At 66.3% G+C, this 19,395-nt stretch carries 17 protein-coding genes and 1 pseudogene; 10 read left to right on the forward strand and 8 right to left on the reverse strand.

Features of this window, described 5'->3' with window-relative positions; all coding sequences use genetic code 11:
* Nucleotides 1–26: 26 nt before the first annotated feature.
* Nucleotides 27–284: a hypothetical protein gene (locus ACU18_RS10795; RefSeq protein ID WP_050685555.1), complete on the forward strand. Its 258-nt coding sequence runs from the start codon at nt 27–29 to the stop codon at nt 282–284.
* Between the two features lie 199 nt (nt 285–483).
* On the opposite strand, the gene ACU18_RS10800 is transcribed toward ACU18_RS10795, so the two are convergent.
* Nucleotides 484–3,036, reverse strand: coding sequence for an ATP-dependent DNA ligase (locus tag ACU18_RS10800; protein ID WP_050685556.1), 2,553 nt, complete (start codon nt 3,034–3,036; stop codon nt 484–486).
* A gap of 40 nt (nt 3,037–3,076) precedes the next feature.
* Between ACU18_RS10800 and ku the strand changes: the two genes are divergently transcribed.
* From ku to ACU18_RS10815, 3 genes are all read left to right on the forward strand, one after another.
* Nucleotides 3,077–4,225 carry a non-homologous end joining protein Ku gene (gene ku / locus ACU18_RS10805; protein ID WP_050685557.1) on the forward strand — a complete coding sequence of 383 codons (1,149 nt, stop codon included), beginning with the start codon at nt 3,077–3,079 and terminating at the stop codon, nt 4,223–4,225.
* A gap of 149 nt (nt 4,226–4,374) precedes the next feature.
* Nucleotides 4,375–5,256: a class I SAM-dependent methyltransferase gene (locus ACU18_RS10810; protein WP_050685558.1), complete on the forward strand. Its 882-nt coding sequence runs from the start codon at nt 4,375–4,377 to the stop codon at nt 5,254–5,256.
* Nucleotides 5,249–5,680 (forward strand): SRPBCC domain-containing protein, encoded by a 432-nt coding sequence (locus tag ACU18_RS10815; RefSeq protein WP_050685559.1) that lies wholly within the window; start codon nt 5,249–5,251, stop codon nt 5,678–5,680. Before ACU18_RS10810 ends, ACU18_RS10815 begins: the two co-directional genes overlap by 8 nt.
* 88 nt (nt 5,681–5,768) lie before the next feature.
* Here ACU18_RS10815 and ACU18_RS10820 read toward each other — a convergent pair whose 3' ends face one another.
* From ACU18_RS10820 to ACU18_RS10840, 5 genes are all read right to left on the reverse strand, one after another.
* Complete coding sequence (locus ACU18_RS10820) at nt 5,769–6,047, reverse strand: HPr family phosphocarrier protein (protein WP_050685560.1); 279 nt, start codon at nt 6,045–6,047, stop codon at nt 5,769–5,771.
* A 68-nt stretch (nt 6,048–6,115) separates the two neighbouring features.
* Nucleotides 6,116–8,155 carry a PTS fructose transporter subunit IIABC gene (locus ACU18_RS10825; RefSeq protein WP_050685561.1) on the reverse strand — a complete coding sequence of 680 codons (2,040 nt, stop codon included), beginning with the start codon at nt 8,153–8,155 and terminating at the stop codon, nt 6,116–6,118.
* Nucleotides 8,156–8,157: 2 nt separating this feature from the next.
* Nucleotides 8,158–9,156 (reverse strand): 1-phosphofructokinase family hexose kinase, encoded by a 999-nt coding sequence (locus tag ACU18_RS10830; protein ID WP_050685562.1) that lies wholly within the window; start codon nt 9,154–9,156, stop codon nt 8,158–8,160.
* Nucleotides 9,153–9,959 (reverse strand): DeoR/GlpR family DNA-binding transcription regulator, encoded by an 807-nt coding sequence (locus tag ACU18_RS10835; RefSeq protein WP_050685563.1) that lies wholly within the window; start codon nt 9,957–9,959, stop codon nt 9,153–9,155. The genes ACU18_RS10830 and ACU18_RS10835 overlap by 4 nt, the downstream gene beginning before the upstream one ends.
* Nucleotides 9,960–10,306: 347 nt before the next feature.
* A complete protein-coding gene (locus ACU18_RS10840) occupies nt 10,307–10,564 on the reverse strand; it encodes a DUF6458 family protein (protein WP_050685564.1) in 258 nt (85 codons plus the stop codon).
* Nucleotides 10,565–10,818: 254 nt separating this feature from the next.
* Here ACU18_RS10840 and ACU18_RS10845 point away from each other — a divergent pair, with 254 nt between their 5' ends.
* The 3 genes from ACU18_RS10845 to ACU18_RS10855 all read left to right on the forward strand — a co-directional run bounded on the left by ACU18_RS10845 (nt 10,819) and on the right by ACU18_RS10855 (nt 15,115).
* Nucleotides 10,819–11,436 (forward strand): alpha/beta hydrolase, encoded by a 618-nt coding sequence (locus ACU18_RS10845; protein ID WP_050685565.1) that lies wholly within the window; start codon nt 10,819–10,821, stop codon nt 11,434–11,436.
* Nucleotides 11,437–11,840: 404 nt separating this feature from the next.
* Nucleotides 11,841–12,614 (forward strand): HAD family hydrolase, encoded by a 774-nt coding sequence (locus ACU18_RS10850; RefSeq protein ID WP_050685566.1) that lies wholly within the window; start codon nt 11,841–11,843, stop codon nt 12,612–12,614.
* A 158-nt stretch (nt 12,615–12,772) separates the two neighbouring features.
* Nucleotides 12,773–15,115: a glycoside hydrolase family 65 protein gene (locus ACU18_RS10855; RefSeq protein WP_050685567.1), complete on the forward strand. Its 2,343-nt coding sequence runs from the start codon at nt 12,773–12,775 to the stop codon at nt 15,113–15,115.
* A 51-nt stretch (nt 15,116–15,166) separates the two neighbouring features.
* On the opposite strand, the gene ACU18_RS10860 is transcribed toward ACU18_RS10855, so the two are convergent.
* Nucleotides 15,167–16,465: an MFS transporter gene (locus ACU18_RS10860; protein WP_050685568.1), complete on the reverse strand. Its 1,299-nt coding sequence runs from the start codon at nt 16,463–16,465 to the stop codon at nt 15,167–15,169.
* 155 nt (nt 16,466–16,620) lie between these two features.
* Between ACU18_RS10860 and ACU18_RS10865 the strand changes: the two genes are divergently transcribed.
* The 3 genes from ACU18_RS10865 to ACU18_RS10875 are packed head-to-tail and all read left to right on the forward strand — an operon-like array spanning nt 16,621 to nt 18,654.
* Nucleotides 16,621–17,436: a hypothetical protein gene (locus ACU18_RS10865; protein WP_050685574.1), complete on the forward strand. Its 816-nt coding sequence runs from the start codon at nt 16,621–16,623 to the stop codon at nt 17,434–17,436.
* Nucleotides 17,420–18,169 carry a LamB/YcsF family protein gene (locus ACU18_RS10870; protein ID WP_050685569.1) on the forward strand — a complete coding sequence of 250 codons (750 nt, stop codon included), beginning with the start codon at nt 17,420–17,422 and terminating at the stop codon, nt 18,167–18,169. The genes ACU18_RS10865 and ACU18_RS10870 overlap by 17 nt, the downstream gene beginning before the upstream one ends.
* Before the next feature lie 35 nt (nt 18,170–18,204).
* A complete protein-coding gene (locus ACU18_RS10875) occupies nt 18,205–18,654 on the forward strand; it encodes an AAA family ATPase (protein WP_050685570.1) in 450 nt (149 codons plus the stop codon).
* 186 nt (nt 18,655–18,840) lie between these two features.
* On the opposite strand, the pseudogene ACU18_RS20225 reads toward ACU18_RS10875, so the two are convergent.
* Nucleotides 18,841–19,395: pseudogene (locus ACU18_RS20225) on the reverse strand (hypothetical protein); the annotation flags it as partial.

Below are 19,395 nucleotides of genomic sequence, written 5' to 3' on the forward strand. Positions count from 1 at the left end.
CATTTCACTGCGGAAAGGAAGAAACAATGGCTGACGAAAATCGCACCCAGCATCTTGCCCCGGAGGTGGCCGACCACCTCACGGCCGCCATGGACGCCCCGGCGGCGCCGGGTCCGGCCGCCACGGGCACGGCAGAGATGCCCGGCCAGAATGCCTGGCCGGACGGCAACGGCAAGAAGCGGCACCCGAAGGACCGCGGCTCAGGCCACGGCCGGATGGGCCACGAAGCGGCCGTTACCGCGGTCCACCGGACCAGCCGGCCGCAGATGCCGCACTCCTCCTAGCCCGAACTGCTTCGCAGCACTGGACCTGGCAGAAGCGGACTTTACGGCGCAGGAGCGGCCCGGCCCCCGGATCTGGGAGTTCCGGGCCGTTCCTGCGCCTGGTTCCGGAAACACCTGGTCCCCGGAACACCCGCACAGCCCGGAGCACCCGCACAGCCCGGAGCACCCGCACAGCCCGGAGCACCCGTATCGCCCGAAACTAGTGCTCCCGGACAACCTCCGCCGGGTCTTTGTCCAGCCGCCAGCCGCGCCACACCGGATGCCGGAGCCGGCCCGGACCGGTCCACTCGCTGAACGTCACCTCGCCCACCAGCTCCGGCGCCACCCAGTGGGCATCCGCCGCATCCATTCGGGGAACCTCGTGGAATGGCGAGGTCTTCCTGCCCAGTCGTTCCACTGTTTGCCGCAGTTCGGTGAGTTCGCGGGTGCTGAAGCCGCTGCCCACCCGGCCCACATACGCCAGTTTGTCGCCGTCCGGGATGCCCACCAGCAGGGAACCGACGCTTTCCTGCCGGCCGCCTTTGCCGGGCCGCCAGCCGCCCACCACCACTTCCTGGGTCTGCTCCAGCTTCAGCTTGATCCAGGTGCGGGTCCGCTGGCCGCTCACATAGCGGCTGTCGGTCCGCTTGGCCATGATGCCCTCAAGTCCCAGCTCACGGGCGCTCGCCAGGAGGTCGGCCACCGGGTTGGCCAGCACGTCGGAAAGGTCAACGGGCGCGTCGGACGGCACAAAAAAATGCTCCAGCCGCTGCCGCCGCTGCCGCAGCGGGAGTCCGCGCAGATCCGTTCCGGCGTCCTGGAGCAGGTCAAAAAGTACCAGGCGGACGGGGATGCTGGCCCTGGCGTGGGCCACATCGGCGGCGCGGGTGAGTTTCATCCGCCCCTGCAACAGGCCGAAGTCGGGGCGTCCCGCTGGCCCCATGGCCACAATTTCCCCATCGGCCACAAAGGGCTGTGCCGGCCAGGTGCTTCGGTCCGTGAACTCGGGGTAGGTGAGGCTGACGTCGTTGCCGTTGCGGCTAAGGACGCGGACTGTTTTGTCGTCCGCCACGATGACTGCCCGGACCCCGTCCCACTTGAGTTCCAGCTGCCAATCGCTGCCCGCCAGATCGGACGGCTTTCCGGCAGTGGCCATCATGGGGCGGACATCGCCGGGATCCCAGTCGCTGCCCCCCAATGCGCCGGTCTCCGAAGCGCCCCTCGGAGTGGGTGCATCCCCGCCCCCGGCCTCCACGTCGCTTGTTGGGGCGGGTGCAGCATCACCGCCCCGGGACCCGGCGCCCGCCACGGCTGCCCCGGAATCTTCCCCGTCGTCGCCTTCCGGCGCCGCGTGGCGCCGTCGGCCGCTGTAATGCTCGTCCATGAGGTGGATGAGCCACTGCCCCTCCGCCTCCTTGCCGTGTCCGCGGCCGGTGTGGATCAACGCGAACCTGCGGGTGCCGCCCAGGCCGCCGCCGTCGGCCCCGGTCAACGTGGCGATCACCTCCTTGCCGTTGATCCACTTCTCCAGCTGGTACGTTCCGTGGTCCCAGATGGTCACCTCGCCAGCGCCATATTGCCCTTTCGGAATGGTGCCCTCGAACGTGCCATAGTCCAGCGGATGGTCCTCGGTCTGCACCGCGAGGTTGTTCCGGCCGCTGCTCTCCGGCACACCCTTGGGCAACGCCCACGACACCAGCACACCCTCATGCTCCAGCCGGAAGTCGTAGTGCAGCCTGCTCGCGTGGTGCTCCTGGATCACGAAGCTGTTGCCGCTGCCCGCGCTGCCGCTGAACGGTTCGGGCGTGGCCTGGGGATCGCGCATGCCGCGGTACGCAGCAAGCCGCGGATCGCCGTCGTTGTGGCCTTCGTGATGGCCGGCTGAGGCATTAACGACGGCGGCAAACGGGTCCTTCCCGTCACTCACCCGCCGCATCACCGCCTGGTAGTCCAGATGCGTCAGCTTGGGTGAGCTGATCTCCCGCCAGGTGCGGGGCGCGGCGACGGTGGGGGTGCTGCGGCCGCGCAGCGAGTAGGGCACGATGGTGGTCTTCGCGGCGCTGTTCTGGCTCCAGTCCACCAGCACCTTGCCGCGGCGCAGGGTCTTTTTCATGTCGCTGACCGCCAGGTCCGGGTGGTCGGCTTCCAGGGCCCGGGCCAGTTCCTTGGCGAACGCCGAAATGCTGTCCGAGCTTTGGGTACCGTCCAGCGCCGCGTAGAGGTGGATGCCCTTGCTGCCGCTGGTCACCGGCACGGGAGCCAGGCCCACATCCTGCAGGATGGCACGGGCCAGCAGCGCCACCTCGCGGCACTCTTCCAGCCCGGCACCGTCGCCGGGATCGAGGTCCAGGACCAGCCGGTCAGGCGGAAGCTGGTTGCCGTGCGAATCAACCTGCCACTGCGGCACGTGGACTTCCAGGGAGTTGATCTGGCCGAACCAGGTCAAGGTGGCCGGATCGTTGACCAAGGGATAAAAAATGGTCCTGTCCTTGTGGGTGATGGCGGCCCGGGGCAACCAGCCGGGAGCTGAATCGTCCAGGTTCTTCTGGAAAAAGACCTCGCCGGGTTCGGCAGCGGTGCCCACCCCGTGGACCCAGCGCTTCCGGGTGGCGGGCCGGTTGGCTGCGGCGGGGATGAGGACGTGCGCCACGGCCGCGTAGTAGGCCAGCACGTCTGCCTTGGTGGTTCCGGTCTCCGGATAGATGATTTTATCCAGGTTGGTCAGCGTCAGCTCGCGTCCGGCCACCCGCACGCGCTCCCTAGACCCGGCCATGGGGCTTCACCTCCGGCCCGGTCTGTTGTTCACTTGAGGGATGAGAGCCATCTGGAAAGGTGCCATCGCGTTTGGCCTGGTCAACGTGCCCGTGAAGGTCTACAGCGCCACAGAAGATCATGACATCAGTCTGCACCAGGTCCACAACGCCGACGGCGGCAGGATCCGCTACCAGCGCCGGTGCGAGGTCTGCAGCGAGGTAGTGGACTATTCCGACATCGAAAAGGCCTACGAGGACGACGGCCGGACCGTGGTCCTGTCCAAGGAGGAACTCAAGTCAATCCCCGCGGAGAACAGCCACGAGATCGAGGTGGTGCAGTTCGTCCCGTCGGAACAGCTTGAACCCATGATGTTCGAGAAGAGCTACTATCTGGAGCCGGATTCCAAATCGCCCAAGGCGTACGTCCTGCTCCGCCGGGCGCTGGAGGACACGGACCGGGTGGCGATCGTCCAGTTTGCGCTTCGGGAGAAGACCCGGTTGGGGGCGCTCCGGATCAAGGACGACGTGCTGGTCCTGCAGTCCCTCCTGTGGCCTGACGAAGTCCGTGAGGCCAGCTTCCCTGCCCTGGACGCCAGCATCAGGATTTCCTCGCAGGAGCGGGACATGTCTGCCGCCCTGGTGGAGTCCATGGCGGCCGACTTTGATCCGGCGCATTTCACCGATGACTACCAGACCCAGCTGCGCCAGCTCATCGACGCCAAACTGGAGCAGGGCGATTCCCTGGACACCGAGCAGACCTTCGGCGTGGACGCCGGCGAGGGCGGCAAGGGTGAGGTGATCGACCTGATGGAAGCCCTCAAACGCAGCCTGGACCGAAAACGCGGGGCAACAGCGCAGGCCACCGACGAAGACGAGGAAGAAGAGGACGACGACGGGAAGCCGGCCAAGCGGGCCGCCGGAAGGAACGCCGGGCGGGCAAAGTCGACGGCGGCAAAAACCGCGGCGTCGAAGCCGGAGGGCGCAACGGCCACGAAGGCTGCTACCAAGGCGGCCGGCAGTGCCGCGTCCGGCGGCTCCAAAACTGCTGCCGCAAAGCCTTCGCCGGCGTCGAAATCGGCTGGTTCGGCGTCTTCCGGCACCAAAGCTGCGGCCAGTAAGGCCACGGCGGCCAGCAAGCCTGCGGCTGCCCGGACGTCGGCCAAGCCCCCGGCGAAGTCCACTGCCACCAGGGCCCGCAAGCCCGCCTAGCGGCCGGCCCGCCAGCAAACCGCAGTAACTTCCCTTAGGTTGGCGCCCTTTACACCCGGAGGCCGCGGGGCCACAATGAGCAGCATCGCAGCCTCCGCTGTGGCAACAGCGTGCTGACACTTGGACCTACCCGGCAGGGAGGCGCGGCCATGAAAACTGCGGACACGGACCCGGCGGGTGGGGGCGGCCCGCCGGACGCTGCTGAGGCAGATCGGGCGCTGAAGCAGAAGCACCGGGCCATGTGGGCATCCGGCGACTATCCGGCGCTGGCCAGCGAGATGCTGCCGGAGCTGGGCGCCATCCTGGTGGAGGCCTGCGGGATCAGGGCACGCCAAAAGGTGCTCGATGTGGCAACCGGTGCCGGCAACGCCGCCATCCCGGCGGCGATGATGGGCGCAAAGGTGGTGGCGAGCGACCTCACGCCTGAACTGTTCGACGCCGGCAAACGGCAGGCCGCCGAACGGGGTGTCAGCCTTGAGTGGGTGGAGGCTGACGCCGAGGCCCTGCCGTTCCCGGACGGCGGCTTTGACACGGTGATGTCCTGCCTCGGCGTGATGTTCGCTCCGCACCACCAGGTGGCCGCCAGCGAGCTGCTCCGGGTCTGCCGTCCCGGCGGGACCCTTGGCCTCCTGAGCTGGACCCCGGAAGGCTTCGTGGGGCAGCTCTTTGCCACCATGAAACCGTTCGCCCCGCCACCGCCGCCTGGCGCCCAGCCGGCGCCGCTGTGGGGCAAGGAGGACCACGTCCGCGGGTTGTTGGCCAGTGGGGTTTCGGAGCTCACCGCCCGCAAGCAGTTCCTCGCCGTCCGGAACTTCTCCGAGCCCGCCGACTTCATGCGCTATTTCAAGTCGCACTATGGGCCCACCATCGCCGTCTACAAATTCCTGGGCGGCGATGCGGAGAAGACAGCGGCGCTGGACCAGGCCCTGGTTGGACTGGCGGAATCGTTCGGGGACGCCCACGGCGATGCCCCGTTCCAGATGGAATGGGAGTACCTACTACTCACTGCGAAGAAGGCCGGGCATGTCTGACGGATTAGTGGCAACATCCAGCATCACGATCAACGCGCCGCAGGACAGGGTGTGGCAGGTCATCACGGACCCGGAAGCGGTCAGGGAGTTTATGTTCGGCACCAACCTGGTGACGGACTGGACCGTGGGCGGGCCGATCGCCTGGCGTGGCGAATGGGAAGGGAAGCCATACGAGGACAAAGGCACGGTCCTGGCCTTCGAGCCGCCCCGGAGACTGGTCCACACCCATTTCAGCCCCCTCTCCGGCGCCCCTGATACGCCGGAAAATTACCACACCCTGACGTGGACGGTGGAGGAGGAGGCCCGATCCACCCGGCTGACCCTCGCCCAGGACAACAACCCCGATCCCACTGCCGTGGAACATGCGCAGGGGATGTGGGACTCCCTGGTGGCGGACGTCAAGAAAATCGCCGAACGCGGCTGACCCCACGCCGCGGGGCTTAAACGGGACGGCCGCCGCCGGACCTGTCCCACGCAGGGGAGTCCGACGGCGGCCGCCGTCACCGGAGTTTCTACTCGGCGTCGTGATCCGTTTCGAGGATCTGCACCAGGCGGGCCAACGCGTCGTCTGCGCCGTCGCCCTCGGCCCGGAGGACCACCACGTCACCGTGGGAAGCGCCAAGGCTCATGAGGGACAGGATGCTGGCAGCGTCCATTGCCTCGTCGGCCGGCTCGCCTTCACGGGCGATGGTGATGTCCAGGTCGAACTCACCGGCGGCTTCGGCGAAGATGGCCGCGGGACGGGCGTGCAGGCCAACGCGGCTGGCGATGGTGGCGGTACGTTCGGTCATTTCTGCTCCTTGGAGATCATAAAAGGCATTGTCGGCCGGGAAGGCGGACCTGGAAATCAGGGGCCTGCTCAGACGGTTACGGGAACCTGTTCCACCGTATCAACGGACTTCTTGGTAGCCCAGCGCTTCAGGGCCAGGACCGAGAACGCGGTGACAACGGTGCCCACGGCGATGGCGAGGAGGAACATGAAGAAGTTGTCGATCGCGAAGAAGACGAACACGCCGCCGTGCGGTGCCTTGGAGCCAACGCCTGCCGCCATGGTGATGCCGCCAGTGATGGCGCCACCAAGCATGCTGGCGGGGATGACGCGGAGCGGATCGGCGGCGGCAAACGGGATGGCGCCTTCGGAGATGAAAGAGGCGCCCAGCAGCCAGGCTGCTTTACCGTTTTCGTGCTCGGTGGCGGTGAAGCGTTTTTTGTCCAGCGTGGTGGCCAGGGCCATGGCCAGCGGCGGCACCATGCCGGCCGCCATAACGGCTGCCATGATCTGCCACGGAGCCTGGTTGGCGAGGGTGGCCGTTCCCAGGCCGGCTACCGCGAATGAGTAAGCGACCTTGTTGACCGGGCCGCCCAGGTCGAAGCACATCATGAGGCCCAGGATGACGCCCAGGACAACGGCTGAGGCGCCGGTCATGCCGGACAGCCAGCTGTTGAGGCCGGTGGTGATTGCAGCGATGGGTGCGCCGAGGACCAGGAACAGCAGGCCGGAGGCAACGATCGAGGCCAACAGCGGAATGATGACGACGGGCATCAGGCCGCGCAGCCAGCGGGGAACTTCCCAGGTGCCGATGACGTAGGCAATGTAGCCGGCCAGGAGGCCACCCACAATGCCGCCCAGGAACCCTGCGCCCGTGAAACCGGCCACGGCGCCGGCCACGAAGCCCGGTGCGATACCTGGCCTGTCGGCGATGCCGTAGGCAATGTAGCCTGCAAGCGCCGGGACGAGGAAGCCCATCGAGAGTGCGCCGATCTTGAAGAGCACCGCACCAAGGTAAGCACCCAGCGGGCCGACGGCGTTGTCCGGGTATTCGGTGGGCAGGTTGAAGAGGTTGTTCGTGGTCACGATGGTGTCCGCGAAGTCCGTGATCAGGTAACCGCCCAGCAGGAAGCCCAAGGCGATCAGCAGCCCGCCACCGGCAACGAACGGAATCATGTAGCTGACGCCGGTGAGCAGTGCCTTCTTCAGCTTCTGGCCGATGTGCTCGCCGCCTGCCGTGGACGTGTCCTCGGTGGAGCCGCCCGAACCTGCGGCGACGCGGCGGGAATTGGGGTCTGCTGCTGCAGCGAGTGCTTCCTGGACCATCTTTCCGGGTTCGTCAATGCCACGCTTCACCGGGGCTGTGATGACGGGCTTGCCGGCAAAACGCTCCTTTCCGCGGACATCCACGTCCACGGCGAAGATCACGGCGTCGGCGGCGGCGATGACGGCCGGGTCCAGCGGCTTGGCGCCGGAGGATCCCTGCGTTTCCACCTGGAGGTCAACACCCATCTCCTTGGCGGCGGCCACCAGGGAGTCGGCGGCCATGTAGGTGTGGGCAATGCCGGTGGGGCAGGCGGTCACGGCCACGATGCGCTTGGGCGCAGTACCCGGGGCACCGGCCGTGGCTGCACCCGCTGCGGCGGCAGGTGCCGCGTCGGCGGCGGAAGCGGCGGGCTTGTCTGCCAGGGCGCCGTCCACGAGGGCAACGATTTCCTCGTTGGAGGAAGCGTTGCGGAGGGCCGCCGTGAAGTCCTTTTTGATCAGGGACCGGGCCAGCTTGGACAGCAGCTTCAGGTGCGCCTGGTCTGCTCCGTCCGGGGCGGCGATGAAGAACACCAGGTCTGCGGGGCCGTCCTTGGCGCCGAAGTCCACCTTGGGGTCCAGCCGGGCCATGGCCAGGGTGGGTTCGGTTACGGCAGCGGACCGGCAGTGCGGGATGGCAATGCCGCCCGGAATGCCGGTGGCCGTCTTCTGTTCCCGGGCATAAGCGTCTGCGAAAAGACCCTCAACCTCCGTTGCGCGTCCGGTGGCAGCAACTTTGCTTGCCAGGTGCCGGATCACCGCCTCGGGCGTCGAGCCCAGGTTTTGGTCGAGGTCGACCAGTTCAGTTGTGATGAGCTGGGTCACTGTCAATCCTTTCGAAGGGCCGTGATGGTTACGGCATCCGGGGTTGTTTGCGAGACTGCCGGGACGGTGGACCCCGGCAGGGAGGCGGCGGCGGCACCGTGGGCCACCGCCTGGCGAAGGCAGTCGGCCGGGGCGGCGCCCTGGCCGTGGGCAAGCAGGTAGCCGGCCAGTGCGGAGTCGCCCGCACCCACCGTGCTCACTGCAGTGACCGGTGGATGCGTGGCCAGCCACGCGCCGTCGGCGGTTACCAGGACAGCTCCCTTGGAACCGAGAGTTGCCAGCACAGCTCCCACACCGGCACGGACGACGGCGGCTGCTGCTGTCGCGGCAGCCACCGGATCCGCTTCGAGTTGGTCAGCGGTGGCCGAGGCGAAGCCAGCTGCAGCAGCCAGTTCCGCGAGTTCCTCGGCATTGGGTTTGAGGAGGTCCGGTTTCCCGGAGCCAGGGGTGGTGCCATCGCCGTCGTCGGTGAGGACGGCCGCGAGGGGAGCGCCGGAAGAGTCCACGGCAATCCGGGGTGCGGTGCCGTTGGCGGCCGCACGAAGGCGCCGTGCCACGGTGGCGTAGAAGCCGGCGGGAAAGCCAGGGGGCAGTGAGCCTGCCAGGACCACCCAGCTGGCGTTGTGGGCGCTTTCCAGCAGGAGCTTGATCAGCGCTTCCTGCTGGTCCGCGTCCAGCTGCGGGCCGGGTTCGTTGATCTTGGTGGTCACTCCGCCCGGTTCCGTGAGGGCCACGTTGGTCCGCAGCGGTTCGCCGATGGGCAGGGAAGCGAACGGGACCGACTGCTCGCGCAGGCCCGCCAGGACCGGATCGCTGTCCGCGCCGGGGAGGACGGCCAGGGATTCCAGGCCGGACGCCACCAGGGCCCGCGAAACGTTGACGCCCTTGCCACCCGATTCCTGGCTGACGGAAACGGCGCGCTGGACTTCACCGCGCTCCAGGGGGCCGGGAAGGGCAACGGTGCGGTCCAGGCTGGGGTTGGCCGTGAAAGTGACGATCATACGACCACCACGTCCACGCCGGATTCTTCCAAAGCGGCCGCGAGTTCGGGGCCGGGTTCGCTGTCTGTAATCAAGGTGTCCAGATCTTTCAGGTCGGCGAACTGGACCAGGGTCTCTGTGTCCAGTTTGGAGGAGTCGGCCAACACCACGATGCGGCGTGCCGAGTGGACGAAAGCAGCCTTGACGGCGGCTTCCTCAGGATCGGGGGTGCTGAGGCCGAAGGTTGCATGGATGCCGTTGGTCCCGAGGAACGCGATGTCGGGGCGCATCCGCGAAGCTGCCTCCACCGTTGCCTGCCCCACGGCAACCTGGGTGAGCCCACGGACGCGTCCGCCCAGGATCTGCAGCGCAATTCCGGCGGTGTTGGACAGCTTCCCGGCGATGGGAACGGCGTGCGTGATGGCCACCAGTTCGGCGTGGGGGCCAGGGGAATCCAAACGGTCGACGGCGGTGCGGCGCGACAACATTTCGGCGAGGACTTCGGTGGTGGTGCCGCCGTCGATCAGGACGCTGCCCTGCGCGTTACGGGGGATCAGTGCGAGCGCGGCTTCGGCGATCCGGTGCTTCTGGTCCGGGCGTTGGATGGCGCGCTCGTTGATGCTTTCTTCGGTGGTGCTGAAACGGTCGGCCGCTACCGCCCCGCCGTGGACCCGGCGGAGTGTGCCCGCTGTTTCCAAGGTGGCGAGATCGCGGCGGACGGTTTCGGTGGTGATACGGAAGCGCTCAGCCAGGAGGGTCACGCTGACCCGACCGTTGCCGGTCACAAGCTCGGCAATCTTCTGCTGGCGCTCCTCGGCGAACACGTACCCTCCGTTGCGTAAAGTCCTGAAATCACTGCTGGCTGTGTGCCGGCCGGGGCAGTGCATCCGGCGTGACTGGCATCACATGATGTTGAGTTACTTGACTTTATCTTTGATCATGTTGGTTTGTCAATGGAAACCAACATGAAACAAAGGCTGAAGCAGTGTGTGGCCGGGTTTGGGTCTCCGGGCTGATGAGGCGGCGCCCACGCGCCGGGGGTGGCGGGCATAAAAAGCCGTGCCCGACCAACGTGGTCGGGCATAAAAAAGCCGGGCCTGACCAACCTGGTCGGGCCCGGCTTTTCCGGATTCATTGCGGGGGTGCTGCCCGCCTGCTTGCGCGCTGCCTGTCAGATGCCGCCGTCGCGGCTTTCGTTCCGGGTGATGCGCTCGCCGGTGTTGGGGTCCACCACGGAGCGCGTTTCGCTGACCCGCCGCGTGCGCCCCGGCGAGGCGAGGATGAGGGATGCGATCAGGCCCACAACACCTGCGGCGATCAGGATGTACCCAATCATGGCCTGGTCCACAAAGGGGATCAGGCCGGGGGCAATCGCCCAGGCAAGAATGGCGCCGAGTGCGATGAGGAAGATTGACGAGCCAATTCTCATAATTGCTCCTTAGAAGCCGATTGGTGCGGATGCGCTACTACTAAGCATGCTGTCCGTCCAGCGCCACGCTACCGCGCAATCGGGCGGTATTCAATGAATTCGGGAGCCGTCTTCCTATGGCGCTCGACTGATGCAGGAGTTACCCCTGGTGCTGATGGTGTAGTGCGGAGGATCGCGGCGTCTCTTGCCCGGCACCTGTACTGACCTGTCCTGCCGTGGCACCTGCCCTGCCTTGGCCTCGCTAGGCTGGTGCGATGGAAACTGTGGTGTGGTCCAAACCGGAGGATCAGCGCGCCGGCACCCCCTTGCTGGTGATGATGCATGGCTATGGCACCGATGAGTCCCGCATGGTGCGGCTCTTCGAATTCCTGCCCCCGGAGTTCACCTTCGCTGCGGTCCGGGCTCCCATGGACATTGGTGACCACTATGGCTGGTTCCTGCTGGACTACTTCCTGGCAAACGACTTCGCCGACGTGGTGCGGGTGACCAACTCCGTCCATGACTGGATCAACTCAGTCAGGAGTCAGCATTCAAGCGTGAGCCTGCTGGGCTACTCACAGGGAATGGCCATGGCCAGCACACTGCTGCGCCTGCATCCGGCGTCCTACTCGGCGGTGGTGGGCCTCTCCGGTTTTGTGCTGAACAACGAACTCCTGACGCTGACGGACTCCTTCGAGACCAAGCCGCCGTTCTTTTGGGGACGGGACAAGGCGGACCTGGTGATCAACGAGGATGCCAGCGCCTACACCGGGGATTGGCTCGACGAGCACACCCTGTTGACCGCAAGGACTTACCCCGGGATGGGGCACGCCATGTCCAAGACGGAAATGGCCGACGTCGGCGCGTTCCTGCGCCACTACGTGCTGCGCTGAGGGAAATCACTGCGCACCCGCACCCTGAGAAATCCGTCACAGCACCACCGGCGCGGAAAAACAGTTGCCAGCCTAATTTGTAAGCGCTTACACTCAATTCCGGCCGTCATCGCGGCCTGAAGAGGACGGATGGCGGCTCCGAAGCCATCCGAAGCGCGCGGCGACCCCAACCCGGGTGGCTGACCCAAATCGATGCAACCGACATCCGCGGGTTCCGGTTTGTCCCACAGCACCAACGCGCCCATGATTGAAGAAACGCAATAATCTGCAAGGCCGTGGCCCACCGCAGTGCCGCCCGCCGGAACTTCCCGTCGCCCCTGCACATCAAGCATGGGCAGGCGGTGACCCGTTTCACGCGACCGTCTTCCCGGCTCCCCGCCGCCTGAAAGGAAAATGCACTGCTGATGACTGATAACTCTGCACCTGACGCACCTGTTTCAAAGGCCGGGCCTGCCGCTACGGGAACCACTGACTGGACCGGCGCTGCCGCCATCCTCTTCGACCTGGACGGCGTCCTGACGCCGACGGCTGAGGTCCACGAAAGAGCCTGGCAGGAGTTGTTCGAAGCATTCCTCAGCGCGCACCCACAGGCGCCGGAGTACACGGAAAGCGACTACTTCGACCATATCGACGGTAAACCGAGGTTCGACGGCGTCCGCGACTTCCTGTCCTCGCGCGGCATCACCCTGCCCGAGGGCCCGCTGGACGATGACCCCGCCAACAGCACGGTCCAGGGGCTGGGCAACAAGAAAAACCGCATCTTTAACGACATCGTGAGCGCAGGGGTTGAACCCTTCGAGGGCTCTGTCCGTTTCCTCGAAGCCGTGCTGGCGCGCGGACTCAAGGTCGCCGTCGTCTCCTCCTCCCGGAATGCCCCCTCGGTCCTGGCAGCTGCGGGCCTCAGCGGCAACTTCTCCATTGTTGTTGATGGTGTGGTGGCAGCCCGGGAGGGCCTGCCCGGTAAACCCAGCCCGGCCACGTACGAGTACGCCGCCAGGCTGCTGGAGTTGCCCAGCGAGGACTGCGTAGTGGTGGAGGATGCTGTTTCCGGCGTCCAGGCCGGCCATGCCGGGTCCTTCCACTCCGTCATCGGCGTGGATAGGGGAGCCGGGCGGCAAACCCTTCTCGCTGCCGGCGCCACCCTGGTGGTCAATGACCTCAAGGAACTCTTGCCCTAGGCCTGTTCGGCCCGCCCGGTGTACCGCTGCAACCCCCAGCAGCAGCACATCCGCCTGCAGTACCGGCGCTTCGAACGCCAGCACCACGCCTTAACATCAGCACGCCTTGGCCGGCTCCCCACCGGCTGCCCAGCAAAACGCCAAAGGACCCCAACAGCATGGCTCTCATCACCGCGGACCGCGAACGGTTCCCCAACACCCCCTGGCAGCTCGTGGAAACGCGCCATGAGCAAGGCAGCGCGGGCACCCTGGAAACCCTGTTTGCGCTGGGCAACGGGCACCTGGGGATCCGCGGCGCGCACTGGGCTCCAGCCGATGCCGACCTTCCCGGCAGCTTCATCAACGGCCTGCACGAGATCTGGGACATCAAGCACGCGGAGAACGCCTTCGGCTTCGCCCGGACGGGCCAGCGCATCGTCTACATCCCGGACGCCAACAACTTCACCGTGGTGATCGACGGCGAGGCCCTGAGCCTGGCCGAATCCGAGGTGCTGGAGTACCGGCGGTCCGTCGACTTCGCCACGGGTGCCTACGAGTGCCGGATCCGGTGGCAGTGCCGCTCCGGAGCGACCGTCACCACCACCGAGCGCCGGGCCGTTGGCTTCCGCAGCCGCGGCAGCCTGGGCATTTCGCTGGAGGTTGCCGCGGACCGGCAAGTCTCCCTGGACGTGACCTCCACCGTGAGCAACCGGCAGGACCAACCGGTGGAGGACCACTCCAACCACGACCCCCGCCGCGCAGGCCGGCACGCCGGGCGCGTGCTGCTGCCGCTGCGCCTCGACGGCGGCGACGGTTCGCTCCGGCTGTCATGGGAAGCTGCCGAATCGAAGCAGCGTGTGGGCCTGGCCGTGGACCACTGGACCTCGCCGGGCCACCAGCCGTTCGACACCCTGGTGGACCAGGATGAGAGCAGCGTTCGGTACGTGCTGGCAGCCAGCGCCGACGAGCCTTTCCGGCTGGAAAAGAGCGTCAGCTACGCCGCCGGCCCCGCGGTGCAGGACGACGCCGTGGACGCCGCCGAGGTGGCCGAAACCGGCCTGCGGCCCGTCCAGGACATCTTCGAGGAAAGCGAAGCCCACTACAAGGACTACTGGGCCACCTCCGACATCGTGGTGACGGGCCAGCCTGAACTCCAGCAGGCCATCCGCTGGAACCTGTTCCAACTGGCGCAGGCAACGGCCCGCGCGGATGTTGCAGGCGTGCCTGCAAAGGGCGTGACCGGGTCCGGTTACGAAGGGCATTACTTCTGGGACCAGGAGGTCTACATCCTGCCCTACCTGACGTACACCAACCCGGACGGTGCCCGCCAGGTGCTGGAATACCGGCACGGGATCTTGCCGGATGCCAAGATCCGCGCCAAGGAACTGAGCGTTGACGGCGCACTGTTCCCGTGGCGCACCATCAACGGGCTTGAGGCCAGTGCCTATTACGCCGCCGGTACCGCGCAGTTCCATATCGCAGCGGCCATCGCGTTCGCAACCAACCGGTACCTCTGGGCTACCGGGGACACCAGTTTCCGTGAAGGCATGGGCGCAGAGCTGCTCATCGAAACCGCGCGGATGTGGATCTCTCTGGGCTTCTTCGCCAAGGACGGGCTCTTCCACATCCATGGCGTCACCGGCCCGGACGAGTACACGGCAGTGGTCAACGACAACCTGTACACCAACGTCATGGCCCGCTTTAACCTCCGGGCCGCCGCTGCCCTGGAGCACTCGGGCATCACCCAGGAGGAACGGCAGCTGTGGCAAGCGGCCGCAAACCTGATGCACCTGCCCTTTGACGAACGGATGCAGGTCCACTCCCAGGACAACGACTTCATGACCCTCGAGCCGTGGGACTGGACCACGCCCCGCTCCAAGTACCCGCTGCTGCTGCACTTCCACCCGTTGGTCATCTACCGCCACCAGGTCCTCAAGCAGGCGGACACCGTCCTGGCGATGTTCCTCCAGTGGCAGGACTTCAGTGCGGAAGAAAAGCAGCGCGCCTTCGACTTCTACGACCCGATCACCACCGGCGACTCCACCCTGTCCGCCTGTGTGCAGGGCATCATGGCCGCTGAGGTGGGCTATGCCGGGGAATCACTCAAGCACTTCACGGATGCCGCCTTCATCGACCTGGACGACACGCACGGCAACACGATCGACGGCGTCCATATTGCCTCGACGGGCGGCGTGTGGAGCTCACTGGTCTGCGGTTTCGCCGGCCTGCGGGATCAGGGGCCGCTGCCGTTCTTCGATCCCCGGCTGCCGGCCGAATGGGAAGGGCTGTCCTTCCACCTGCGCATCAGCGGCAGGCTGCTCCGGGTTGAACTGACCCAGGGCGCCATCACCCTGACGGTCAGTGACGGCGACCCGCTGGACGTGGACGTCCGGGGCAGTAAGGTCACCGTGGGCAGCGACCCGGTCCGGGTGGAGCTGGCAGACATTCCGGAGCCGGAGCCCACAGTCTTCCCCACGGGACTTCCGACGGCGGGCATTCCGTTGGTGCGCGGCCGCAACTAAGTGCCGCGGCAGCAGGACGAAGGGGACTGGCGCGGCGGGTGCGCCGCCGCGTCAGTCTCCTGCCGGCGTCGTGCTTTCCATTGCAGGTTCGGTGTCCAGGGGGTGCGCCAACTCGTCGTCCGGCATCCGGGCAACAACGATGGCCACCACGGCCATGATGGGGCAGACGCCGCCGGCCACCGCGAAGATCAGCCAGATGGGCAGGACCTCGGCGGCGGGACCGGCCAGGGCCATGGACACCGGCATCAGGGCCAATGACACAAAGAAGTCCAGGCTGGAAATGCGGCCCAGCAGGTGACGGGGGACGCGCCGTTGCAGCAGCGTTCCCCAAATGACCATGCCCACGCTGCCGGTGGCGCCGAACACAAACAGGGCCGCGGCGATCGCCCAGAAGCTGTCCATGAATCCGACGGCGGCCAGCGGCAGGCTGCCCGCGCCCCACGAGACCATCATCACCGTCAGGTAGCGGCGCGGCAGCCTGAACGAGGCGGTCAGGAGGGAGCCCAGCGCGGCCCCCACGCCCATCACGGCGAGGAGGAAGCCGAACATGCTGGAATCCCCGGCGAGCTGGTCGCGGACCACGAAGGGCAGTAGGACCTCGATGGGCCCGATCAGGAACAGCACCGAGATGCAGGCCCACAGAAGCGTCCAGAGGAGCCACGGAGTCCGGACCGTGTAGCTCACGCCTTCGCGGAGGTCCTGCAGCAGCGTGTTTTTCCGGAGGGCGCCGTGGTCCTGGCCGGGATCCGGTGTTGCCAGCGCGGTGCGGCTGAGGAAATTCAGGACGGCAAACGCCAGCAGATGGCAGACGGCCACCGCAGCGACGGCGTGCGACGGCGACAGCGCCGCCACCACGATGCCTGCCACAGCTGGCCCGGCCGCCTGCTGGAGGACAGGGCGCATTGAACCCTCCATGCCGTTGGCGGCCAGCAGGTCTTCCGCCGGCAGGATGCGCGGGAGGATGGCCGAGTAGGCGGGGAAGAAGAAGGCGGCGCCCATACCGAGCACAAACGCACCGATGGCCAGGTGCCAGATCTGGAGCAATCCGGTCATCGCCAGGGCGGTGATAGTGGCGATGACGGCCAGGTTGGCACCCTCCACGGCAATGATCAGCCGGCGCTGCGGGAACCGGTCGGCGGCGATGCCGCCGGCCAGGACAAACGCCACCAGGCCCACGCTGCCGGCGGCTGCGACGAGGGACAGGTCCAAGGGGCCGCCGCCCAGGTGGATGACCTGGTAGACCATGCCCACGGCCCACATTCCCGAGCCAAAAATCGAAATGGCCAGGGCTGCGATCAGGACCCGGTACTCGCGATGGGCAAACGGTCGCAGGGCTTTGGGGGTGGGCATATCCCCAATACTAGGTCCGGCATCCGGTTTCCGGGGTGGGCACCAAGTACCCGGTTGTGGGCTTGAACGGGGGCGGCTGCTGGGTGGTTCAACCCCAAGCAGCCTTAGTATTGGGGAAGGCCGCATCCGCCGCGGCGAGACTAACAGAGGTGACCATGGCCAAGCGCAGCAATCCCGCAGTCCGAATCGCACAGGAGACGGCCCACAACGCCGTGTTCGATGCCGACGGCAAGCCCAAGCCGGGCGTCCACAACATGCTCCTGAAGGCAGTGGAGATCCAGCGGCCGCTGGTGCTCGCCTACATCCGACGGCTGCAGAAAAAGCATCCCAAAGCCACCGCGGCCCAGCTCGCAGCCATCCTGGAACGGGACTACATCCGGGCGGTAACCGGCGGAGGGGCAGTGGTGGGCGCAACTGCCGTCGTCCCCGGGGTGGGAACCATTGCGTCGCTGGGCCTGTCCGCCGCGGCAACCGTTGGCTTCCTGGAGGCAACGGCGCTGTACGCGACGTCGCTGGCCGAACTGCACGGCATCCGCCTGACCAACCCCGAGAAGGCCAGCACCATGGTGATGGCCATCATGCTGGGCGAGGAGGGCACGTCGCTGCTGAGCACGCTCAGCAGCCAAGCAGCAGGCGGTGCCGGCATCAACACCACCAAGACACTGGGCAGCGTTTTTTCCAAGGCCATGCCGATCTCCGGCTTTGGCGCCGTGCGGAACAAGATCCAGAAAGCCTTCCTCAAGAATCTCCTGAAGCGCCAGGGAACGGCGCTGTTGGGGCGGGCCCTGCCGTTCGGAATCGGCGCGGTGGTGGGTGGAGCCGGTAACCTCATGATGGGACGCGCGGTGGTTTCGAACGCCAAGGAGGCGTTCGGACCGATGCCGGACACCATCCCCGGTGAGCTCACGCTGAACGCTGCAGCTCCCGACCATCACACGCTGGAAGGCAACACACTTGGATCTCAACGCTGACCTAGGCGAATCATTCGGCTCCTGGAAGATGGGAGACGATGCTTCGATATTCCAGCTGGTTACCAGCGCGAATGTGGCCTGCGGGTTCCACGCCGGGGATCCCATCACCATGCTGGACAGCTGCCGCGCCGCCTATGAACTGGATGTGACAGTCGGTGCACACGTGGGGTACCGGGACCTCGCAGGCTTTGGCCGGCGCGCACTGGACGTCAGCTTCGATGAGTTGTTCGGCGACGTGCTGTACCAGCTTGGCGCGCTCGACGGTGTTGCGCACGCCGTTGGTGCCTCCGTGGACTACGTCAAGCCGCACGGCGCCCTGTACAACCGGCTCGTCAACGATGCGGAGCAGGCGTCAGCCGTTGTGGCCGCAGTCAATGCCTACGATCCCGGCCTTCCCATCCTGGGCCTCCCCGGCTCGGAGCTGCTCAAACAGGCCAAGGAAGCGGGCCACCCGGTTTACGTCGAGGCCTTTGTGGACCGCGCCTACCGGGGCGACGGGACGCTGGTTCCGCGGTCGCAGGAAGGCGCGGTGCTGCACGACGTCGACGCAATCGTTGAGCGCGCCGTCCGGCTGGCCACCAAGGGTGAAGTTGTTGCCGTGGACGGGACGGTCGTCAAAGTCCGGCCCGACTCGCTGTGCATCCACGGCGACACCCCCGGAGCCGTCGAAATGGCATCCGGCGTGCGGGCCGGCCTTGAGGCTGCCGGCGTGGAGCTGGAGGCGTTCGCCTAGGCCGTCAGGTTCCGGTCGAATCGGCTCCGGCTGCCATGACTCGAATTCTGATTACCGGAATGTCCGGGGCGGGAAAGACAACTGTGCTGCGCGAGTTGTCCCGGCGGGGCCACAGAACCATCGACACGGATCACGACGGCTGGGTCCTTCCCGACGGGACGTGGGACGAGACCCGGATGTCCGCATTGCTCGAGATGCATATGCCGCTGTTTGTTTCGGGGACTGTTGAGAACCAAGGCGCCTTCTACGATCGGTTTTCCGCTGTTGTCCTGCTGAGTGCACCGGCGGAGATCCTCATCGAGCGGGTCTCTTTGCGGGCCAACAACTCCTATGGACGATCCACAGCCGACCAAGCAGAGATTCTTCAGTTCATTCTTGACGTCGAGCCTTTGCTTCGGGGTGGCGCTACCTTAGAACTCGACGGCCGTCGGCCGGTCTCTGAACTTGCGGATGAACTCGAGCGCCTCATCAGGGTGTCCCCCTGAAGCCCGGCTCGGATGCCATCAGCTGTGCTGCTGAAGTTTTTGGCCGGCGTCGCCCCGCTGTGCCCGGGCGGCCTGCGAACTGAGCCGGACGGCAGTAGATCTTGACCGGCGCCGTGTCAAGCATCGGCGCGGGGATTCACCCGGCGGGTCCAGAATTCCATTCCCGACGTCCCCGGTCCGCATTTCCTAGGTAGTCAAGCCGTGAAGGTACTTCTCCAGGAATGAATCCGCGAGGGAGAAACTTCGGCGGTGCTGGTTTTCACGGAGCTTGTGCCGTTTGAGTCTTCTCCGTGCACTGGCGCCTGACTGGTCTCGGCATGGTCGTGTACTGGCGCCCGGCGCTGGACCGGGCTCGAGGCGTTCACGCTGTCCGTGTTGTGATTGCCGGTGCTCGTGGTTGTGTTCAGGGCGCCGGGGTTGGACCTCGTGTTCGGGCTCTTGTTGCTGGAGTTCTTGGTGTTGGGTTTCCTGGTCCTGGACGTGGTCCTGGTCCTGGTGTTCTGGTTCCTGGTGTTGGGGCGTGTTGGGTGTGGGGTGTTGTTGGGTCCAGGTGGTGGGCCAGGTGGGTGGTTCGTGGTCGGGGTGTTCGGCGGGGTAGTAGCGGCCGGTGGGTGAGAGCCAGCCGGGTGGGTGGTTTTTGGTGGCGGTGGTGGGGGTCCAGGTGGTGTTGTGTTTGAGGTGGTGGTGTTTGGGGCAGAGTTGGTTGAGGTTGTTGATGCCTGTGGTGCCGCCGTGGTGCCA

It is taken from the genome of Arthrobacter sp. ZBG10 (assembly GCF_001238605.1).
In the GTDB taxonomy this organism is placed as follows: Bacteria; Actinomycetota; Actinomycetes; order Actinomycetales; family Micrococcaceae; genus Arthrobacter.